Here is a 21,721-nt window from a genome sequence, read left to right on the forward strand (position 1 = left end):
ATTGTCAAACCATAATAATAGGTTGTTATGAACGAGATTAAGAACTTGGAACCGCAGGTGGTATGGAAGAATTTCCATGCATTGACACAGGTTCCGCGTCCGTCAGGACATTTGGAAAAAGTACAGCAATTCCTGTTGGATTGGGCGGCAGCCCATGGTATCGAGGCTTTCAAAGACGGTGGCGAAAACATCGTCATGCGCAAACCTGCCACACCGGGCATGGAGAACCGTAAGAAAGCCGTCATGCAGGCCCACATGGACATGGTGCCGCAGAAAACGGCAGAGAGCCGGCATAATTTTGAGACCGACCCCATTGAAACCTATATCGACGGCGAGTGGGTGAAAGCCAAGGGGACGACCTTGGGCTCGGACGACGGAATGGGCGTGGCGGCCATCATGGCCGTGATGGAAGACGAGAGCCTGGAGCACGGCCCGTTGGAGGCATTGATTACAGCCGACGAGGAAACTTGCATGTACGGGGTCAACCATCTTGCGTCCGACACGTTGACGGGCGACATCCTGCTGAACTTCGACAATGAGACGATGGGCGAATTTGTGGTAGGAAGTGCCGGAGGAGTGAACGTGACGGCATCGATTGCTTATAAAGCCGTGGAGGCAGACCCGGCAGACGTGGCGGTCAAGGTGACGGTCAAAGGGTTGCGCGGCGGACATTCCGGCTTGGAGATTTGCGAGAACCGTGCCAATGCCAACAAACTGATGGCGAGGTTCCTGAACATGGCCATCCGCGAGAACGAAGCACGGTTGGCTTCGTGGAAAGGCGGCAACATGCGTAACGCCATACCTCGTGAGAGCGAAGCTGTAGTGACGGTACCGGCGGATGATGTGGATGAGTTGCAAGGACTGGTGGATTATTGTGCGGACATGTTTGCCGAAGAATACCGTGGCGTGGAAGAGCACATCGTGATGACGATGGAGCGCGTGGATATGCCTGCGGTTCAGGTGCCGGAAGACATTCAGGACAATGTGTTGGATGCCATTATGGCTTGTCATGACGGCGTACTTCGCTACATCCCCTCCATTCCGCACATCGTGGAGACTTCGTCCAACCTGGCAATTGTCAATGTGACACCGGAACGTGCGGAAGTGCTGGTTCTGGCACGCAGTTCGAGCGAGAGCATGATGGACTATGTCGGGACCATGTTGGAAAGCTGCTTCAACATGGCGGGCATGAAGGTGGAATTCAGCGGTCGTTACGGGGCATGGCAGCCTAACTTCGATTCGCAGATTACGGCGCAGATGGTGGAAATCTATAAGGAGATGTTTGGCGAAGAGGCGTTGGTACAGGTCGTGCATGCCGGTTTGGAGTGCAGTCTTATCGGGGAAGTATATCCCGATATGGACTTGGTAAGTTTCGGTCCTACGCTCCGTTCGCCGCATACGCCGGATGAGCGTTGCCACATCCCGTCGGTGACCAAGTTCTGGGATTTCCTGAAGGAGTTGCTCCGCCGGATACCGGAGAAGGCGTAAATAAGCGGAATTTTGCATAGGGAAAGGGGATGTGTCGTGCGGGCATGTTCCCTTTTTCCATGCGGCCATGATGGGCTTTGGAGATTACGGGGGCATGTTGCGGAGCGGATGTCTGCATCGCTTTGTCCGGATTTCTTGTTATTCTTACGTGTATCTGTAAACAGCTGTTTTTTAGTTGGTTGAATGCATTAAAAAGTTCTCCTTAGATTCGATAATCAATCTGCGCCAAACGAAAAATCAATCAAAGGAGACTGATTTTTCGTTTGGCGCAGAACGATTTTACCACTTCCTCACTTCTCGTTTTGTCGTGGATTTTCAGGTTTTTGGGCTTTGGGTATGGGTGAATTGGAGAACCAGTTGGTCTGTGATGTATGGTTTTTAGAATATTATAACGTTGAATAGTTTCATTTTTCAAGAAGAATGCCGTTATTTGCATGAATCAGAACTAAAAACCAAAAGAAATAACTATGAAGCAAAAAATCTTATGGAGTATATGCGTGATGTTCCTTTGTTTCGGAACAGGGTGCCCGGCTGCGGGTTTCGATGATTTATGGAAACAAGTGGAAAAATATGAAAGACAAGATTTGCCGAAATCTGCTTATAAGGTTGTGGAACAGATAGCCGCCAAGGCAGACAAAGAGAGGCAAAAAGGTCAGCAGATGGCAGCTTTGCTCTACGGTTGCAAGCTCCGTCAGGACATCGTGCCCGATAGCTTTTATTCCGACATCATGAAACTGGAGCGGCTCAAACGGCAGACCACCGACGAGGTTCAACGGGCGGTGCTGGCCTCCGTGTTGGGAGAATTGTATGAAGACAATGCAGGCCGTAACCGGAATTACAGCGACCGTACGGATGCCCATCCCGACAGCATCCGCGAGTGGTCGCGGGAGCAGTTTATGAAGGTTGCATCGGAGAATTACCAACTGTCCATGGCTCGTCCGGACTTGTTGGCAGCGGCCAAAGCCGCCGACTACATGCCTTTTGTGGAAAAAGGGAAGGATGCCGGTTACTTCGGCGGGGATTTGCTGAATGTCATCGGGAGGCGGGCAGTGGCTATGAAACGGTACAGGACCGTTGCGATAGAAGATGTAGACAAGGACGTGTATGGACAAATGCTCGCTGTCTATCGTAAGAATGGAAACCGTGAGGCGGAATTGTTGGTGATGTTAGACTCTATCGGACATGTGGCACGTGTGTCGAATGGAGGTGTGGCGGAGCATGACCCTGACGGTGTGGCAAGGCGCGAACGGGAAGTGCTGCAAACCGGAACGTATAAGGCGTACGAGCGGATGCTCGCCCATTTCGGTGATTTGCCGTTGGCGGCAGAAATTTATCTGTGCATGCTCGATTTGGAGGTCAGTCCGCGCCTGAAAGTGCAATGGATAGAAGAAGGCTATGAAAGATATAAGGCTTATCCACGTTCGAAGGAACTACTGAATCACCGGAAAAGACTGGAAGCACCGGAAATGCGTTTCCGGATGTCTGAAAGCGTGAACCCCGACATGGGTTACGAAGCACGAGTGGAACACCGCAATGTGTCCGGAGTGGAGTTAAGTTGGTACCTGTTGCCAGAGGGAGAACCTGATTGGGATAAGGTGGAAAAGAAGTATAGGAGCGACCGCTTGGCTTACTTGAAACGGTATGGACGATTGCGGAAGACAGAACGCCTGGCATGGAAGGCGTATGCTCCATACGAGGCCGTGACAGATACTTTCGATTTGCGTGTTCCCGGTGTGGGCTACTATATGATAGTCGCAAAAGCGGATGGACAAGAAACATTGCAACCCTCCCAAATCCACGGGGTGAAGTCATCACGTTTGTTATTGGTGGGCGGTTTCTTGCCGGACAGCACTAGCCTTTGCACGGTAGTGGAGGGATGTACGGGGCGGCCCGTGCCATCGGCCACGGTGGAATGGTACTATCGTGACACGCTGTTGCATACCGCTTTGACGGATGCCGAGGGAAAAGCCCGTTGGCGCGATGCCGCTTATATCCGGAACCATATAGGGCATTACGGCCTGACGATAAAGGCTCGTAAAGGGGATGACCGTTATGCCCAACCTTGGCAGGAGCGTTTCCGGATGCCTTTCCACAAAGAAGAACGGGAACAGGTGCGGGAGCGTTTGTACACAGACAGGGCGGTGTACCGCCCCGGACAGACGGTGTATGTGGGTGGACTGTGTTACAATGAGCGACAGGCTGAAAGCCATACCGTGCAAGGGCGTAAGGTGGTGTTGGAATTGCACGACCCGAATGGGAAGGCCGTGGCGGAACAAAAAGTGGAGAGCGATGCTTTCGGTACGTTTTCGGGCACTTTCACTTTGCCAACGACCGGACTTTCCGGGCGTTATTTCATACGTACAGAATGGGGACATACGGATTTCAGGGTAGAGGTATACAAGCGTCCCACCTTTGAGGTGCATTTGGACGAGGTGGGCGAACACTTCGTCCCGGGCGACACGGTAAGCCTGATGGGTATGGCCATGAACTACAATGGGGTTCCCTTGCGGCATGCACGGGTGTCGGCCACATCTTTCGTCGTTCGTGCCCTCTATCGGGTGGTCGACGGGGAAAAGGAGCTTCCGCTCGATACGGTTTATACCGGTGAAGACGGGCAGTTCATGTTGCGTGTTCCGGTGCGTGAGACTGAAGAGTCATGGGGTAGTTGGGGGCTGCGCCAGATGGTGGAAGTGTCGGTCACGTCTGCATCTGGCGAGACGCAGTCGGCCAAAATTGGATTCCCTTTGACCAAGGAGGGATTGGAACTTGCGTTGGAGGGGGCATTACCGTGCGTGAAAGACAGCCTGCCTGCTTTTACGGCAAGGGTGCGTACGGCTGCGGGTGCCCTTTATACGGGACCAGTGGAAGTGACCGCCGACCTCTTCTTGTCGGAGAAACACCGACTGACGAAGAAAGTGTTGTCGGGTATCTGTCTGCCTGCCAACCGCGAGGTGCGGATTGCGGAGTTGTCAGCTCTTCCTTCTGCGGATTACGGATGGGTGGTACGGGCTGTGGCAGAAGGTGACACGGTGGAAACCTCCTACACGTTCAAACTTTTCAGCCTGTCGGACCGTCGTCCGGGCAACGATGATAACCTTTGGTTCTATTGCGTGAACGACACCGTCCGTCCGGATAAACCTGCCCGTCTGATGGTGGGTACGGCGGCCGACAGTGTCACGCTATATTACATGTTGTTCTGTGAAGACCGTATTTTGGAGGAAAAGGTTTATTCTGTGTCCGATACCATCATGGACTTCACTTATCCGTCCGTGCCAGATGGGGCAGACGGGATGCAGGCTGTGTTTTATTTGGTGCGGGACGGACGTTGTTCGACAAGGGAAGTGCGGCTTGTCCGTCCGTGTCCTGAACGGAAGTTGCGTCTTGCGTGGACATCGTTCCGCGACCGTCTGCAGCCGGGTACGGAAGAAACATGGCGGCTCCGGGTCACATTGCCCGATGGGCGGCCTGCTCCGGCACAGCTGATGGCTACACTGTATGATACCTCCTTGGATGCCATCAAGCCGCATGGCTGGAATTTTTACCAACATTTCTTTCCCTCGTTGCCTTCTGTCAGGATGGGTATGACGAATTGGTTCGGCAGCAATTATATTGCGTATGCTGCACGTGTCCCTTACACGGTTTCTAAACCTTTGCGGTTCGACTATTTTAATCCGGCGATGTTGGCGTGGGGCGGTCTCCGTACGGTTGAAGAAGTGCTCAATATTACGGATAATACTGTAGTGGTGGGCATGTCTCCGGGTAGCGGTAGGATTGCCGGGTTGGATATGGCGTACGGGGCGCAGGCAGCCGAGGCAGAAGTTGCACTTGCGGAACCTCCTGTGCTGCACGCACCCGTGGCGATGTCAGCCATGAAAAAAACAGCGGACGGTGTTGCGGCAGACGGAGTGTCGCAAGACGTGGTAATTCGTGAGAACCTGAATGAAACAGCCTTTTTCTATCCCCGTTTGATGACAGACACGAGCGGCGTGGTGACCTTGCGCTTCACTTTGCCCGAAAGCCTGACGACGTGGAAATTCATGGCTTTGGCCCATACGAAAGACATGATGGCGGGCTTGTTGACGGACGAGGTGGTAGCCGCCAAAGAGGTGATGGCCCAACTCAGCTTGCCGCGCTTCGTGCGGATGGGCGATCGTGCCACGCTTTCGGCCACGTTGTTCAACTTGACCGGGAAAACGTTGGAAGGCAAGGCCACGATGGAAGTGTTCGACCCGGCTACGGGAGAGGGCCTTTGGAAAGAGACGGTGAAGGTGGAGATGGAGGCGGAATCGGATACGGTGGTGTCTTTTGCCTACACGCCTTCAGGCAGTGTGTCCTTGCCGGCTTGTCGCATAATCTTCGAAGCCGGGGAGCATGCAGACGGGGAACAGCGTTATCTTCCTATTTTGGAGGACAAGGAATGGCTGACGCAGACCCAGCCTTTCGTGGTGTCGCACGAGGGGGATACGGTGATACGGCTCGGCGGTTTGTTCCAAGGCAACCATCCTGAGGCGGAGCACCGCTGTCTGACGGTGGAATATACGGCCAATCCCTTGTGGTATGCCGTGCAGGCCCTGCCTTCCGTGTTGGAGCCACGGACGGATGATGTGCTCTCATTGGGTGCGGCCTATTATGCTTCCACGCTTTCCTCTACATTGGCCGCACGGTATCCACAAGTGAAAACGGCGGTGGAACTTTGGCAACGCGAGGCGGGTGAAGAGCTCAAAAGTCCTTTGTCTGGCGGGGAAGACCTGACCGGCATCGTGTTGGAAGAAACACCTTGGGTGGCTGATGCCGAGATGGAGACGCAGCGGTTGCCGGCTTTGCAACAGTTGTTTGATGCCAACCGTCAGGCTGACCTGCGTCGCCGGTTTGCCGAGGCTTTGGGCAAGTTGCAGCGCGGTGATGGTTCGTTCGGTTGGTTCAAGGGGATGTCCGGCAACGCATGGCTGACAGAGCGTGTGGCTTGTCTGTTGCTCCGGAGCGGGGCGGGCGTAAAGACAGACAGCCTCTTGGCGCAGTATGTGGACGTGAAGAAGATGATGGTTTATTTGATGGGCAAGGCACACGAAGAAATTATCAGGGACAAGGAAAGCCTGCGCGAGCATAAAATCCATGCGTACGGAGGTTCCTATTGGTTGGATTACCTCTATTTGGCAAGCCTGAGCGACGTGACTTGGTTTGATGCATCTGTCCGTAAAGATTTGGGATATATGCAAAGCCGTATACTGGATTGTGTGGAACAAAGAGAGGCTGACGGAAAACGACGGATGGCGGGGGATAGTGACAGGCTTTCTCTTACCGAAACCGCCCAGGCCGTCATCGTATTGCGCTATATGGGCAAGGCTGATGCCGCCGCCGGACTGGTACGTTCTTTGCGTGAACATTTGGTGGACGGGGCAGAAGGGTTGCACCTTGAATACCCTTCCAACGGCTTTGTGGGTTCCGACCGGAAGATTGCGGTGCATACATTGTTGATGGAAGCATTATCAGCGCCGGGAAACGCGGATGAAAAGGAACAAGAGGGAATGTGCCGCTGGCTGTTATCGCAGAAGCGTTTGCAGGCCTGGGGGACTACTACGAGCAGCATGGACGCCGTGTATGCCTTGATGCAAGGGCAAAAACGGGATTTGGTCTTGCGCTCGAATGATGTGGTCCGGTTGGAAAGCCCGAAGGGTGAAGAGCTAGCCATATTGAAATCTTCGGAAAGCAAGTTGGCCGGTTTGGGTACGGTGACGGCTACGGTGGAAGGCCGTGAACTGTCGAAAGGTGCCGGTTTGTTGAAAGTGGAAAAGGCGGGAGACCGTCCGTCCGCTTGGGGTGCGGTGTATGCGCAATACCGTTTGCCGTTGTCCGAGGTCGGCAGTTCCGCTTCGGGTCTTCGCATTCGCCAGGAAGTGGACAATGATCGTCCCCGGGTGGGCGACCGCGTGACGCTCCGTTACGTGCTCACGTCCGACCGCGACTATGAGTACGTCCGCCTGAAAGCGGGCCGCGCGGCTTGTCTGGAACCTGTGGACTCCCGTTCGGGCTATGAATACCGCAATGGTTTGGGATATTATAAGGAGGTGAAGGACGCTTCGACGAACTATTTCTTCGAGCGTTTGCCCAAGGGGACTTACGTGATAGAGGCGGAATGCTACGTGGAGCGTGCCGGACGTTATGCCCTCGGTGCGGTGAAGCTGAACGGGGTGTATGCACCCGAGTTCAGTGCATACGGGGCAGGAACGGTATTGGAGGTAAGCAAATGAAATATGTATTGAATGTCATATTCGGTATGGTGATGCTGTGGCTCTCCGCAGGATATGCGGTGGCTCAGCAAGTGGAACTCTTGAAACCGAAAGATTTGGGACAGTGGAACATTCGGCCGGGGAATTACAGCGGGATTACGCCGATAGGAGACGGGCACTATGCCGTGGTGAGCGACAAGGAGACACGGGACGGGTTCTTTGTGTTCCGTATCGTACAGGATGAACGGACGGGACAAGTGACCGAGGTGGTGAATGAAGGATTCCGTGGAACGGATTCCGCTTTGAAAGGTGGAAGGGATGCGGAGGGTGTGGCTTTCGTGCCGGAAGATTCTTTGGTGTGGGTAAGCGGAGAAGCCGACCAACGTATTGTGGCCTATCGGACGGACGGCGCACCGGCACATCGGGAATTGGCTGTCCCTCCGGCATTGGGGCGGTCGGCCATTACGCCGAATTATGGTTTCGAAGCTTTGGGTTACGACCGTGAGTCCGAAACTTTCTGGACCGTGACCGAGAATGCCTTGAAGGTCGATGGCAGGGTGGCTGAACCCGGTGCGGGGCATGGCGTTTACCTTCGTTTGCAGAGTTTCGGGCGTGACGGGCTGCCGCGTGCATCGTATGCTTATCCGTTGGACATGCCCGTGTCGGAGGCCAAAGGAGAACAATATGCTTTCGGGGTGGTCGCGATCTGGCCGCAGGAAGGCGGACGCTTATGGGTGATGGAGCGGGAATTCAATGTACCGGAGAGGCGGTTGAAAGCCCGTACCCTGATGAAGATTTATGAGGTCGTACCCGGTTCAGGAACGGCACTTCCGGAAAAGCCCCCGTCGGAACGGTTATCCGGTTACGCTTTGAAAAAGGAACCGGTTGCGGCTTTTTCTACCCGCATGCGCTTGGTCAGGCCGAAATTGGCCAATTACGAAGGTCTGTGCGAAGGAAGCCGTCTGGCCGACGGACGGCGTACGTGGCTGCTCGTGAGCGATTCGCAGGGTGGTTATGGAAACAGATTGTGTCATTTGCGGGATTGGATTCGCGTCTGTGTCTCGCCTAAAGTAAAATGAATATGAAGAAGAAAAGTTTTTGGAGGCAAGGGATTTTAGCACTTTGCGTGGCGTGTATGTGTTTCGCCTGTGGCGGTGGAGAAAAGAAAGCCCCGTTGGGGCCATCCAAGGGACTGCCCGGGGAGTTGTTGCTGATTGTAGATGCTTCGCTTTGGAAAACGAGTGCCCGTGATTCGTTGGAAGATGTGCTGAAAGGCAGTGTGCCCGGCTTGTCGCAGTACGAACCCATGTTCCGGATGATGCGGATATTCCCGGAAAATTATTCGGGGCAATACTCCACGATGCGTAATATCATCGAGGTGCGTGAGGACCCTCAAGCCGATGGGGTGGAAATGGGAGTGGCGTATAATGTGAAAGCCGTACCGCAGACTTATGTGAACATCAAGGCGCGGGATGCGGCTTCGCTCAACCGTTTTCTGATGACCCATCGGGAGCAGATAACCGATTTGTTCCTTGCTTCGGAAATGCAGTGGGAAGTAGCGCGTTTGAAGAAAAAGTACAGCAAGGTTGTGGATGACGCGTCGCGGGAACTTTTCGGCTATACGGTGAAGGTGCCGGCAGATATCGCCAAGGTCAAAAAAGGGGAACAGTTTATCTGGGCTTCGTCAGACCGTCAGACACAAGACATGAACTATGTGTGCTACAGTCTTCCGTTGGCAGACAGCAGCATGTTGTTGACCAAACGGTGGGTAGATCTGCGTGATTCGGTCATGAAACGGAATATTCCCGGTTCGACACCCGAGAACTGGATGACCACCACACGTGAAAACGGCGAACCGTTGGTGGTACAACGGTCTGTTCAGTTGGCCGACGGGCGTCAGGTATATGAGATGCGCGGTCTGTGGGAGATGCGCAAAGGGGCGCTCGGCGGTCCTTTCGTGTCGTTGGCATATCCCGACTCTGCGCAGGGGCGTTTGTTGGTGACGGAAGGGTTTATTTATTCGCCCGATACGAACAAACGCGACCTGGTGCGCCGTATGGAAGCCGCCTTGCGTACGTTAGCTCCGGTGAAACCTTGAAAAAAACGGTTCCTTCCTTGTGGGATGGGGCCGTTTTTCTTATCTTTGTCTCAAAATGAAAGTACGAATATGTCTGTGAAAAGAACCTTCCTGAGCGTTTGGGGAATGATACTGGCGGGAGCCGTGTGGGCACAACCCCGGCTTGCCATAGACCGCGATGTGGCCAACATGGGTGAGATTATGTTTCAACTGCCTTCTAAAGTAAACTTTACGTTGCGCAACACGGGGACTGACCCGTTGAGTATCACGGAAGTCATCCCTTCATGCGGCTGTACGGCCGTGGACTGGACGCGCGAGCTGATAGCTCCCGGAGCGGAAGGTACGATTACGGCGGTATATGACGCCAAGATGCTAGGCGTTTTCCAGAAAGACCTTGAGGTGTACACCAATGCTTCGGACGAGCCGGTTTATCTGCATATACAAGGGCGCGTGGTGTCTAAACTGTCCGACTATTCAGGCTCTTTTCCCATCGATTTGGGTAATGTGCGATTGAATATCAATAATATAGAATTTGACAACGTGAACCGAGGAGACCATCCGATGGTGGAACTGCAAATCGTCAATTTAGGCCGCAAGAGCTACAAGCCTTACCTGATGCACTTGCCGTCTTATCTCTCGGCACAGTATTTCCCGGAGACGTTGAGCGGCGGGCGTATCGGCAAGATTATGCTTACGTTGGACAGTGAGAAGTTGCATCAGATGGGGTTGACGCAGACTTCCATCTACTTGGCCCGTAAGGTGGGCGACAAAGTGTCGGAAGACAATGAGATTACGGTTTCTTCCGTGTTGTTGCCCGACTTTTCGTCCTTGTCGGCGAAAGACAGGGAACAGGCACCTCACATGGAGCTTTCCGCCGACACATTGGACATGGGCGAACTGGGACGGAAGCGCAAGAAGTCTATGACAGTCCTTGTGAGCAATAAGGGCAAGCGTACGCTCGAAATCCGGACTTTGCAAGTCTTCAATAAGGCTTTGGCTGTGGGGTTGAGCGACCGGAATATCGAGCCGGGCGAGACGGCGAAGCTGAAAGTCACGGTGTTGGCTAAATATCTGAATAAAGTGAAGAGCAGCCCGCGCGTGTTGTTGATTACGAACGACCCGGCCCGCTCGAAAGAGATTATTACCGTAAACGTGAAGCAATAAAGATGACGGCTATGGAACATCCTGAGAACAGTGCGGAATATAAGGGGCTGACCGTGAACAGCGGCGTAGCCCAACCTTCGATTGTGAACCCCTACCTGAAGCGTGGCCGGTACCGGCATCAGCAGATGTCGGCAGGGGATTATGTGGAAGGCATCCTGAAAGGGGACGTGACGGTGCTCGGCCGGGCCGTGACGTTGGTAGAAAGTACGAACCCCGCCCATCAGGCCGTGGCGCAGGAAGTGATAGAAAAGTGCCTGCCCCATGCCGGGCGTTCCATTCGCGTGGGCATCAGCGGGGTGCCCGGTGCCGGGAAAAGTACGAGTATCGACGCTTTCGGTATCCATGTGTTGCAGGAGTACGGAGGCAAATTGGCCGTGTTGGCCATCGATCCGAGCAGCGAGCGAAGCAAAGGGAGCATTTTGGGCGACAAGACCCGTATGGAGAAACTGGCCGTGCATCCTGACTCTTTTATCCGTCCCAGTCCCTCGGCCGGTTCGTTAGGTGGCGTGGCCCGCAAGACGCGTGAGACGATCATCCTGTGCGAGGCCGCCGGTTTCGACAAGATTTTCGTGGAGACGGTGGGCGTGGGACAGAGCGAAACGGCCTGTCATTCCATGGTAGACTTCTTCCTGCTCATCCAGTTGGCCGGTACGGGAGATGAGTTGCAAGGCATCAAACGCGGGATCATGGAGATGGCCGACGGCATCGTCATCAACAAATGCGACGGGAACAACGTGGACAAGTGCCAGTTGGCCGCTACGCAGTTCCGCAATGCGTTGCACCTGTTCCCGGCTCCTGAAAGCGGGTGGACACCACAAGTGCTGACCTATTCCGGCTTTTACAATTTGGGCGTGAAGGAGATTTGGGACATGGTGTACCGCTATATGGATTTTGTGAAAGGGAACGGATATTTTGAACACCGGCGCAACGAGCAGTCCAAATACTGGATGTATGAGACCATCAACGAGCAGTTGCGCAACAGTTTTTTCCAGAACGGACAAATTGTATCCCGTCTGGCCGAAGCCGAAGCCATGGTGTTGTCGGGACGGCAAACCTCTTTCGTGGCAGCCAAACAGTTGCTCGATGAATATTTCGCCTCGCTCCGGTGAGCGGAGATGGCGCGTAGAAAACAGCCGGGACAGATGTGTGGCATCCGTCCCGGCTGTTTTTATTATGGACAGGAAGCCCCGTCCTGTCTGTTTACGGTTGCATCCGCTTCCGGATGGCTTCGGCGCATTCCTCCATCAGCCACTTCGGAGTGGACGTGGCCCCGCAGATGCCTACCGAACGGCAGTCCTCCAACCAGACGAAATCAATCTCCGACGCGGCATCTACCAAATACGAGCGCGGGTTCACGCTCCGGCATTCGTCATACAAGACCTTCCCGTTGGAACTCTTTTTGCCGCACACGAAGAGAATCACATCGTGGCGTGTGGCGAAATCGCGGATGTGCGGCATGCGGTTGGCCACTTGGCGGCAAATGGTGTCGTAGTAACGGAAGGTGGCTGTGGGAGAGATGTGCGCGCCGATGTATTCCACGATTTTCCGGAAACCCTCCAACGGTTTGGTGGTTTGCGAATACAGGCAAATGTCCCGGTTGAAATCCAGTTTGTCCACTTCTTCCGGCGATTCGATGACGATGGCCTTGCCATCGGTCTGTCCCACGAGACCGAGCACTTCGGCATGGCCGTTCTTTCCGTAGATGACGATTTGTTTGCTTTCCGTGCCCCCCGCCTGGTATTCCTTTTTGATGCGTTCCTGTAAGTGAAGTACCACAGGGCAGGTCGCATCTATGATTTCAATCCCGTTGGTTTCGGCTTGCCCGTACGTGGCCGGAGGCTCGCCGTGGGCACGCAAGAGCACTTTGGCGTGGTGCAAGGTCGAGAACGTGGCGTGGTCGATGGTGATGAGGCCGAGTTTTTTCAGGCGGTCGCATTCCTTGCCGTTGTGCACGATGTCGCCCAGACAGTAGAGCGTGGCTCCCCGTGCCAACTCTTCTTCCGCCTTGTTGATGGCGCGGGTCACGCCGAAGCAGAAACCCGACCCTTGGTCTATCTCTATCTTCATTTGTAAAAATCCTTTAAGTTTTAAGCACTGTGCCGTACAGTCCCTTTTCCCGTTTTGCTGAAGTTATCGTTTCGTTCTGCTCCGAATGGAAAATCAATCGAAGCAGAATGATTTTTCAATCTCAGGAGATTGATTTTTCATTCTCAGTAGATTTTTTAGCCAGATTTATCTTGTTGGTATGCAATGGTTCGCATATTTTTATAGAATACTCTTTATTCCGCTTCGGTAGCTTTTCGGAACTGGGCTGCAAGCCATTCCTTTTGTTCGGAAATCGTCATGTGGCTGTTGTCCAGTTCTATGGCGTCGTCGGCCTTACGGAGCGGACTTACGGTGCGGCTTGTGTCTATCCGGTCGCGTTCTTTCACGTTTTCCAGGATTTCCTCGTAACTGCCTTCTTCCCCTTTGGCCTGTAATTCGTCATAGCGGCGTCGGGCACGGATTTCGGGAGAGGCGGTCACGAATATTTTGAGTTCGGCATCGGGGAACACCGTCGTGCCGATGTCCCGTCCGTCCATGACGATACCTTTTTCCCGTCCCATCTGTTGTTGGAGGCTGACCATGGCCTTGCGCACGAAATCGAGTGCAGCCACGATGCTGACTTTGGACGATACGGCCAGCGTACGGATGTCGTCTTCCACCAACGCCCCGTCTAGATAGGTTTGCGGCCTTCCTGTCTCGGGATTGAGCTTAAAAGAGATGTTCAGGTGCGGAAGGGCGGTTTTCAGGTGGTCGGTGTCTACCTCGTCTCCGTGGAATAGCCCATGCCGGAGGCAGTAGAGCGTGACGGCACGGTACATGGCACCGCTGTCAATGTAAATATAGCCTATTTCGCGAGCTAAATCTTTGGCCATCGTGCTTTTCCCGCAAGAGGAAAAACCGTCTATGGCAATCGTGATTTTTTTCATGTCGTTCTGTATATTATAATAATGTATAAGCTGAAATGGGGACTTGTCTGTCCTTACAGGCGGTAGGACGCGTTGAAGACGAAAGACGGGGCGGACAGGTGGTACTGGGCGTATGCCAGTCCGAAACCGAAACGGGAAAGCAGGATGCCCGCACCGGCACAAAGACCGGCGGCGTGGGAAGAGCCTGCCGCCTTCATTTCATTGGCTTTCCGGAAGTTGTAACCTAAGGACAGGTACATGTAGTCGGTAGGCAGGAAATCCACGCCCGCTGCCAGATGGTTCATAAGCATCTTGCCTGTAGACAACTCTTCGCCCGATGCGAAATAGTAATCCTTGTCCCATCGTGTCAGGTCTACGAGGGTGACGGACACGCGGAATGGGGCGTGGTCGAATCCTTTCGTAAAACCGATTTGCATGGAAAAGGGCAGTTTTTCGTGGATTTCACCGAATGCTTTTACCTGTCCGCCCAGGTTGCGCGCTACGGCCGACAACGAGAAATCCGTATTCTCGTTGTAGTAATTTACGCCCAAGTCTACGGCCAGTGCTACAGACGAATAGTCGCCGTATTTCGAATAGATGAACTTGCCCGTGGCACCACCGGCCCACCGGTCGTTCAGGTTGTAGGCATACATTCCGCTCAAAGCCATGTCCATGGCCGAGAAAGAGCCCACGGTGACGTTGTCGGCCGTGATTTCGTCCATGGTGCCGTAGTGGGCATATTGTGCCGTGACGCCCATTGTGGAACGTTCTCCCAATATCTTGACAAACGCCGCGCTCCCCACGTTACACCCTTGCAGGTAAGTCATGAAGTTGAGATTCAGCGTCTTGTCGCTCACGGAACTGAGCAGTGCGGGGTTGCTGAAGACGAGCGACGCGTCATCCTCTATCAGGGAGATGTTGCGCCCGCCCAAAGCCGTGGAATGTGCGGACACGGGCATTTCCAAAAAGTTGAACACGGAGTTGCTTTCTTGGGCATGTGACGCGGCGGCAAGCAGGATATATAATGCTAAAATAAGCTTTTTCGTCATCTGGAATGAATTTTGTGGCCAAAGATACGGATTTTCTGAAATATCTGATTATATTTGCGCAATAATTCCGTATGGGGATACCGTTATGCAGATATAACGTGGAAAAGTCCGATTTAGGGTGTAGAACGAAAAAAAATGTGAGATTGGAAAAAAAATGGGGTGAAGCGCATGAGTATATAAAAAAAATGTGCTACTTTTGCCCTTGCATGAAGAATACGTAAAAAGCTAAATATAATATGGAAATTAAAAAATCATTGAGCGCGGATCTCGAAGGCAAGAAAGGCACCGGATTACTGATGGGCTTTGTCTTGGCTCTTTCGGCCATGTTTGTCGCATTCGAGTGGACACAGCATGACAAGAAGGTTATTGAAACGGAACCTGTATTCACGGCGGCGATTGAGGAGGACATGATTCCCATCACGCAGCAGCCCGAAGTGGTGGCGCCCCCCCCGGCTGCGGCCCCGAAAATTGCTGAAATCATCAATATCGTGGACAACGAAACGGAATTGGTGGAGGAGGAAGTGGAAACTTCCGAGGAAGTGAACCAAGCCATTGTGACGACTCCGGGTACGGGTACAACGGCCGTGGCTACGGGACCGGTAGGCCCTGTGGTGGAAGAAGTGGACGAAAACCAGATTTATGACATCGTGGAGGAGAATCCTCGTTTCCCCGGTGGTGAAGAAGCTTGTATGAAGTGGTTGTCCGACAACATCAAGTATCCCCCTATTTGTGTGGAGCAAGGTATTCAGGGACGTGTATACGCTCAGTTCGTGGTGAACAAGGACGGTTCCATTGTGGATATCAAGATTGTGCGCAGCCCGGATCCTTATCTGTCAAAGGAAGCAGAACGCGTGTTGAAGATGATGCCGAAGTGGAGTCCTGGTAAGCAGAGAGGTAAACCGGTGCGTGTGAAATTCTCATTGCCGGTGATGTTCAGATTGCAATAATATAAGATGTATAATATTAAGGAGGCTGCTCACGGCAGCCTCCTTTTGTGAGAAACATAGCCTATGTATAATTGGAAAGAAGTTTTAGACTACATTAACGGCGAGATAGCCGGAATGTCTTTCGAGCGTCAGCCTGCAGAACTCTACGAACCGATTCGTTACGTCCTTTCGATGGGAGGAAAACGCATCCGGCCGGTATTGATGCTGATGGCTTATAACCTGTATAAGGAAAAGGTTGAGGAAATCGGTTCCCAAGCCGTGGCCATCGAAATTTATCATAATTATACGTTGCTGCACGATGATTTGATGGATAGGGCCGATATGCGGCGGGGCATGGCTACCGTGCATAAGAAATGGGATGACAATGCCGCGATATTGAGCGGGGACTCCATGTTGGTCATGGCTTACCGCTACATGCAGCAGGGGTGTCCGGCGGAACATCTGGGAGACGTTATGAGTTTGTTTACGGAAACTGCCCTCGAAATCGGAGAAGGGCAGCAATACGATATGGAATTTGAGGCTCGTGCGGATGTCAGCGAAGAGGAATATATAGAAATGATTCGCTTGAAAACGTCCGTGTTGTTGGCTTGTGCGCTGAAAATCGGTGCATGGTTGGGGGGCGCTCCCCGGCAGGATGCGGAACTCCTTTATCGTTTCGGCGAGAACCTCGGCCTGGCTTTCCAGTTGCAGGACGATTATTTGGACGTATATGGTGACCCGGCGGTTTTCGGTAAGAAAATAGGAGGGGATATCCTGTGTAACAAGAAGACCTATATGCTGATTAACGCGTTGGGACGTGCTTTGCCTGCCGACCGGGAACGGTTGGAACAGTGGCTGAAGAAAGAGGAAGGAACTTATGTGCCGGAAGAAAAGATAGCCGCAGTGACAGCATTGTATGACAAGATGGGTATCCGTGCCTTGTGTGACGAGAAAATCCGTTTTTATTATGAACGGGCCCGTGAAATTCTGGACAAGGTAAATTTACCCGAGGAGCGGAAGGAACCTTTGTGGGAGATGGCGCAAAGTTTGTTGAATCGGAAGTCTTGAAGGAGCGGGGAAGTCGGTGATGAGAATAATTGATACGCATGCCCATTTGTTTGACGAGGTTTTTGCCGGAGATTTGGAGGAGGTGGTTTCCCGTGCCTTGCAGAACGATGTGGAAAAGGTGTTTCTCCCCAACATAGACGAGTCGACGATTCCTGCCATGTTGGACTTGTGCACGGGGCATCCGGGCTTTTTTTATCCGATGTTGGGGCTTCACCCCACGGAAGTGAGGGCAGATTATCGCGAGGTGCTCGGGCGTATGGAGGCACTGCTGCAAGCCGGCCATCCTTTTATAGGTATCGGCGAAGTGGGATTGGACTATTATTGGGATAGTACTTATTATAAGGAACAACAAGAAGCATTCCGTTGTCAAGTGGAGTGGTCGTTAGCCTACGGGCTACCTTTGATGATTCATTCCCGTTCGGCACAAAAAGAACTGGTGGACGTGCTCGCTCCTTTTCGTACGAGAGGGGTTGGGGGAGTTTTCCATAGCTTTGGCGGCACGGCGGAAGAGGCGCGGGAGTTGCTTTCATTCGAAGGATTCATGATAGGTATCAATGGTGTGCTGACTTTTAAAAAGTCTGCCTTGCCGGAGGTGTTGCGGCAGATACCGATAGAGCGGGTGGTGCTGGAAACCGATGCTCCTTATCTGTCGCCGGTTCCTCGCCGGGGCAAAAGGAACGAAAGCGCATATATCCGGCACACGTTGGTGAAAGTGGCGGAAGTTTACGGTTTGCCGGTGGAAACGGTTGCCGGACAAACGTACGAAAATGCGTTGAAAATTTATTCAGGCGCCCGTAAATGAAGCCGTCGAAAGGTTAAAATTAAACTTTTTGTAGGATGAGACGAACTTTTTGGGCTGAGTATGGTGGTAGTCCGGAAAAAAAAGAATATTTTTGTACTCGAAAACGGAGGCATATCGTTTTTTTTTGTAACTTGCGCCCGTTTTGAGAAGGAGAGATGCTCGAGTGGCTGAAGAGGCACGCCTGGAAAGCGTGTATACGCCTAAAGCGTATCGGGGGTTCGAATCCCCCTCTCTCCGCTAAACATAAACGAGGAAATAATAATAATTAATATTAATCTTAAAAAATTAGACACACAATGAAAAAGTTATTTGCAATTATTGCGATGTTTGGAGTTTTTGCATTCGGTGCGACTCAGGCCATGATGGCACAGACTGACGAGGCCGCTGCTGCGGAATCGGATTCGGCTGCCACTATGGTAGACAGTGCGGCTGTAGACTCGGCTGCTGTAGATACGGCGGCTGTTGAGGCAATGGATGCTACAGAAGAAACCGTTGCACCGGTAGAAGAAGAAAGCTTCCACAAGGAATTGAAGACGAAGTTTATCGAAGGTGATGCTGGCTTCATGTCATTGGTTGCTATAGCCTTGGTGTTCGGTTTGGCTTTCTGCATCGAACGTATCATTTACTTGAGCTTGGCTGAAATCGATTCTAAGAAATTGATGGCTCAGATTGAGGAAAGACTGAATGCAGGTGATGTTGAAGGTGCAAAGACGATTTGCCGTAACACTCGCGGTCCTATTGCTTCTATCTGCTATCAGGGCTTAATGCGTTTCGATGACGGTGTGGAGGATGTAGAGCGTTCTATTACGGCATACGGTGCCGTGCAGGCCGGTTATTTGGAAAAAGGATGTTCTTGGATTACCTTGTTTATTGCAATGGCACCGTCACTCGGGTTCTTGGGTACTGTGATTGGTATGGTGATGGCCTTCGACCAGATTCAGGCTGCAGGTGATATCTCCCCGACAGTCGTTGCAGGTGGTATGAAAGTGGCCTTGATCACAACTATCTTCGGTATTATTGTTGCATTGGTATTGCAGGTATTCTATAACTATATCCTTTCCAAAATTGAGGAAATCACTTCTAACATGGAAGAAGCTACTATTTCTTTGCTTGACATGTGCATGAAGTATAACTTGAAAAAATAATTAGCAATATGGCAGCAAAGAAATATATGACGTCATATTATGTCCTGTATGCTTGCTTTGCAATCATCGTATTGTTTTTTGCGGCATTCTTCGGATATGGATATGATAATCCCGTAGGAGATTATAACGCTCCTGTTTGTACGGAAGGATTGATGTGGTTGATGTACGGCATGTTCGCTGTGACGTGTTTGTTAGCTCTTTGGAGTGTCATCCGCGGTGTTAAAATTTCCATGGGCTCTAAGGGTGGAGATATTAGCGGTGTGCCGGGTGCTAAAATCAGTGCTGTGTCTTTTGCGATTTTGGTACTTTCTTTGGTTATCGGTTGGGTGCTCGGAATGGGCGAAACTGAATTTACAGCGGCTGATGGAACCGTGACTTCAGCGACAATGGTGACAGTAACCGATATGTTTATGGTTTCCATTTATATCATGTTGTTATTGACTACCGTAGCTGTGGTTTTCAACATGTCCGGTATAATGAAGAGAAAGAAATAAGAAAAACGTCTAAAACGATAAGGAATGGCAAGAAAAAAAAGAAAAGTACCCGGACTGAACGCCAGTTCAACAGCGGATATTTCTTTCATATTGCTGATCTTCTTCCTCGTAACGACTTCAATGGATACGGATTCGGGATTGGCAAGACGTTTGCCGCCCCCTCCTGAAGATGAACAAGACGAGGCGCAGATAGACGTGAAAGAGAGAAATGTGTTGATGGTCAAGGTCAATGCTGCCGGGCAGTTAATGTGCGGGGGTGATTTCATTGAGATTACACAGCTGTGTGATAAAGTGAAAGAATTCGTCAAGAATGAAAACAACAGTGCGACGATGCCAGAGAAGCACGCCAAGAATATTCCTTTGTTGGGGGTATGCGCTGTGACAGACAAGCATGTGATTTCAGTGCAGACAGACCGTGGTACGAGCTATAATGTGTATTTCCAAGTGCAGAATGAATTGGTACGAGCTTATAATGAGTTGCGTGATGAGTTGAGCAAAGCTAAGTTCGGAAGAGTTTACAGTGCTCTGGATGATGAGCATCAAGCTGCAATTCGTGAGTATTATCCGCAGAAGATTTCTGAGGCAGAACCTAAAAATTATGGAGGAAATGACTGATGGGAAGATTTAGCAGAGGTGGAAGCCGTGAGATGCCAGAATTGAATACTTCATCGCTTCCAGACTTGATTTTTACAATCTTGTTCTTCTTCATGATTGTTACCACCATGCGCGAAGTGACTTTGAAAGTGAAGTTTACGGTGCCTACTGGTACGGAACTGGAGAAATTGGAAAAGAAGTCTGCTGTGTCCTTCATTTATGTAGGACCACCAACCGACCAGTTGCGCGCAGCTATGGGTTCAGGTACGCGTATCCAATTGAATGATCGTTTTGCAGAACCTGCAGAAGTCATGGATTTTATTGCGGAGGAACGTACAAGAATGACAGACCAAGCAGCCCAAGTGGTTTCCATGAAAGTGGATCAGCGTACACAGATGGGTATTATAACAGACATCAAGCAGGTGCTGAGAAAATCGTGGGCCTTAAAAATCAATTATTCTGCAGCAAAGCGAAATTGATAGAAGGATATTATTAAAAAACGGTATTTTCATTATGAAAATACCGTTTTTTTTATGGATTTATACCAAGGTCTTTGTTTTTTCTTTATTTTTGCAATAAATAAACGAATAGATTATGGGGATTGCTAATTTGGATGCTCTTGACGAGCAGATTCTAAAGTTAATTGCTGACAACGCACGTATTCCTTTTTTGGAAGTGGCCCGTGCTTGTCACGTGTCTGGTGCAGCGATTCATCAGCGCATACAGAAGTTGACTCGCTTAGGAGTCTTGAAAGGTTCACAATACGTGTTGGATCCGGAAAGGATCGGTTACGAGACTTGTGCCTATGTGGGGCTTTTTCTGAAAGATCCTTCGGATTTCGACCGGGTGGTTGCGGAATTGTGGAATATTCCGGAAGTGGTTGAATGCCATTATACGACAGGCGATTATGACATGTTTATCAAAATCTATGCCCGGAACAACCATCACATGTTGAGTATCATCCATGATAAGTTACAGCCTTTAGGCTTGCAACGTTCTGAAACCATTATTTCTTTTCATGAGGCAATTAACCGGCAGATGCCGATTCCTGAAATAAAGCACAAGAAGGGCGGCACGGAGAATATGGATGTGGAAGTAGAGGAAGAAGAATAATTGGGAGAAAAGAAAAAGAGGTGGTCTCGTCAGGAAGGCGGACAACCTCTTTTTTTCTTTTTAAGTCTTGTATTCTATACGGTTCTTCGTTTGAGACGGAATTTCTTCTGGGTATCAATGGCGGCTCTTTCTCTGATAATCTTTGAAGGAGAAAGGATATTGATGTTTCTCGTCCCTATTATGTCGAGAACTTTGTATGAGTTCCCATGGCCGGATGTCGAAAGGGGGGAAGAAAGCATCCGCTTCTTGGGGCGTGTCTTCTATTTCCGTGAGATATATTTTCTGGGCGAGTGGCAGGGCCTCTTGATACACGCTTTCACCGCCGATGATGAATATCTCTTCTTCTTCCTTACAATGTGACAGGGCCTCTTGTAAGCTACTGAATGTTTCCGCACCGGGGAAGACGGCAGCTTTGTTTCTGCTCAGCACGATATTACGCCGGTTGGGCAACGCTCCTTTGGGAAAGGATTCAAACGTCTTGCGCCCCATGATGATGGTATGTCCGGTGGTGAGTGCCTTGAATCGCTTCAGGTCGTCGGGAAGCCGGTACAGCAAGTGGTTTTCAAAACCGATGGCACGGTTGCGTGCAATAGCTACGATAATGGATATCATGTCGGGATGGT

The 21,721-nt window shown here is 51.4% G+C and carries 18 protein-coding genes and 1 tRNA gene; 15 read left to right on the top strand and 4 right to left on the bottom strand.

The window, feature by feature from the left end; genetic code table 11:
* Positions 1–27 precede the first annotated feature (27 nt).
* From E0E47_RS15215 to meaB, 6 genes are all read left to right on the top strand, one after another.
* Complete coding sequence (locus E0E47_RS15215) at positions 28–1,488, top strand: aminoacyl-histidine dipeptidase (protein WP_130894068.1); 1,461 nt, start codon at positions 28–30, stop codon at positions 1,486–1,488.
* A gap of 467 nt (positions 1,489–1,955) precedes the next feature.
* Positions 1,956–7,736, top strand: coding sequence for an alpha-2-macroglobulin family protein (locus E0E47_RS15220; RefSeq protein ID WP_130894069.1), 5,781 nt, complete (start codon positions 1,956–1,958; stop codon positions 7,734–7,736).
* Positions 7,733–8,794, top strand: coding sequence for an esterase-like activity of phytase family protein (locus E0E47_RS15225; protein ID WP_130894070.1), 1,062 nt, complete (start codon positions 7,733–7,735; stop codon positions 8,792–8,794). Before E0E47_RS15220 ends, E0E47_RS15225 begins: the two co-directional genes overlap by 4 nt.
* 2 nt (positions 8,795–8,796) lie before the next feature.
* Positions 8,797–9,813, top strand: a complete 1,017-nt coding sequence (locus tag E0E47_RS15230; RefSeq protein WP_232038468.1) for a DUF4837 family protein — start codon at positions 8,797–8,799, stop codon at positions 9,811–9,813.
* Positions 9,814–9,882: 69 nt separating this feature from the next.
* Positions 9,883–10,956, top strand: a complete 1,074-nt coding sequence (locus tag E0E47_RS15235; RefSeq protein ID WP_040603201.1) for a DUF1573 domain-containing protein — start codon at positions 9,883–9,885, stop codon at positions 10,954–10,956.
* Positions 10,957–10,967: 11 nt separating this feature from the next.
* Positions 10,968–12,065: a methylmalonyl Co-A mutase-associated GTPase MeaB gene (gene meaB, locus E0E47_RS15240; protein ID WP_172604720.1), complete on the top strand. Its 1,098-nt coding sequence runs from the start codon at positions 10,968–10,970 to the stop codon at positions 12,063–12,065.
* A gap of 91 nt (positions 12,066–12,156) precedes the next feature.
* Here meaB and E0E47_RS15245 read toward each other — a convergent pair whose 3' ends face one another.
* From E0E47_RS15245 to porQ, 3 genes are all read right to left on the bottom strand, one after another.
* Entirely contained in the window at positions 12,157–13,023 is an 867-nt protein-coding gene (locus E0E47_RS15245) for a 4-hydroxy-3-methylbut-2-enyl diphosphate reductase (RefSeq protein ID WP_008629836.1), read from the bottom strand.
* Between the two features lie 212 nt (positions 13,024–13,235).
* Entirely contained in the window at positions 13,236–13,928 is a 693-nt protein-coding gene (gene cmk / locus E0E47_RS15250) for a (d)CMP kinase (RefSeq protein WP_130894072.1), read from the bottom strand.
* A gap of 53 nt (positions 13,929–13,981) precedes the next feature.
* Entirely contained in the window at positions 13,982–14,956 is a 975-nt protein-coding gene (gene porQ / locus E0E47_RS15255) for a type IX secretion system protein PorQ (RefSeq protein ID WP_008629851.1), read from the bottom strand.
* Positions 14,957–15,192: 236 nt separating this feature from the next.
* On the opposite strand from porQ, the gene E0E47_RS15260 reads away from it, so the two are divergent.
* From E0E47_RS15260 to E0E47_RS15300, 9 genes are all read left to right on the top strand, one after another.
* Positions 15,193–15,903 (top strand): energy transducer TonB, encoded by a 711-nt coding sequence (locus tag E0E47_RS15260; protein ID WP_008618667.1) that lies wholly within the window; start codon positions 15,193–15,195, stop codon positions 15,901–15,903.
* Between the two features lie 63 nt (positions 15,904–15,966).
* Positions 15,967–16,950 carry a polyprenyl synthetase family protein gene (locus E0E47_RS15265; protein ID WP_130894073.1) on the top strand — a complete coding sequence of 328 codons (984 nt, stop codon included), beginning with the start codon at positions 15,967–15,969 and terminating at the stop codon, positions 16,948–16,950.
* 19 nt (positions 16,951–16,969) lie between these two features.
* Positions 16,970–17,752 (top strand): TatD family hydrolase, encoded by a 783-nt coding sequence (locus E0E47_RS15270; RefSeq protein ID WP_008629858.1) that lies wholly within the window; start codon positions 16,970–16,972, stop codon positions 17,750–17,752.
* Positions 17,753–17,901: 149 nt separating this feature from the next.
* A tRNA-Ser gene (locus E0E47_RS15275) sits at positions 17,902–17,989 on the top strand.
* A 59-nt stretch (positions 17,990–18,048) separates the two neighbouring features.
* Positions 18,049–18,897 (top strand): MotA/TolQ/ExbB proton channel family protein, encoded by an 849-nt coding sequence (locus E0E47_RS15280; RefSeq protein WP_008629860.1) that lies wholly within the window; start codon positions 18,049–18,051, stop codon positions 18,895–18,897.
* A gap of 8 nt (positions 18,898–18,905) precedes the next feature.
* Positions 18,906–19,391, top strand: a complete 486-nt coding sequence (locus E0E47_RS15285) for a hypothetical protein (protein WP_008629862.1) — start codon at positions 18,906–18,908, stop codon at positions 19,389–19,391.
* A 24-nt stretch (positions 19,392–19,415) separates the two neighbouring features.
* Entirely contained in the window at positions 19,416–20,006 is a 591-nt protein-coding gene (locus tag E0E47_RS15290) for an ExbD/TolR family protein (protein ID WP_008629863.1), read from the top strand.
* Positions 20,006–20,464, top strand: a complete 459-nt coding sequence (locus tag E0E47_RS15295) for an ExbD/TolR family protein (RefSeq protein WP_008629864.1) — start codon at positions 20,006–20,008, stop codon at positions 20,462–20,464. The genes E0E47_RS15290 and E0E47_RS15295 overlap by 1 nt, the downstream gene beginning before the upstream one ends.
* Before the next feature lie 115 nt (positions 20,465–20,579).
* A complete protein-coding gene (locus E0E47_RS15300) occupies positions 20,580–21,098 on the top strand; it encodes an Lrp/AsnC family transcriptional regulator (protein WP_008629865.1) in 519 nt (172 codons plus the stop codon).
* Between the two features lie 114 nt (positions 21,099–21,212).
* On the opposite strand, the gene E0E47_RS15305 is transcribed toward E0E47_RS15300, so the two are convergent.
* Positions 21,213–21,710 carry a dihydrofolate reductase gene (locus tag E0E47_RS15305; RefSeq protein WP_008629866.1) on the bottom strand — a complete coding sequence of 166 codons (498 nt, stop codon included), beginning with the start codon at positions 21,708–21,710 and terminating at the stop codon, positions 21,213–21,215.
* Positions 21,711–21,721 lie beyond the last annotated feature (11 nt).

Origin of the sequence: Paraprevotella xylaniphila YIT 11841, from assembly GCF_900683745.1 — a bacterium.
Taxonomy (GTDB): domain Bacteria; phylum Bacteroidota; class Bacteroidia; order Bacteroidales; family Bacteroidaceae; genus Paraprevotella; species Paraprevotella xylaniphila.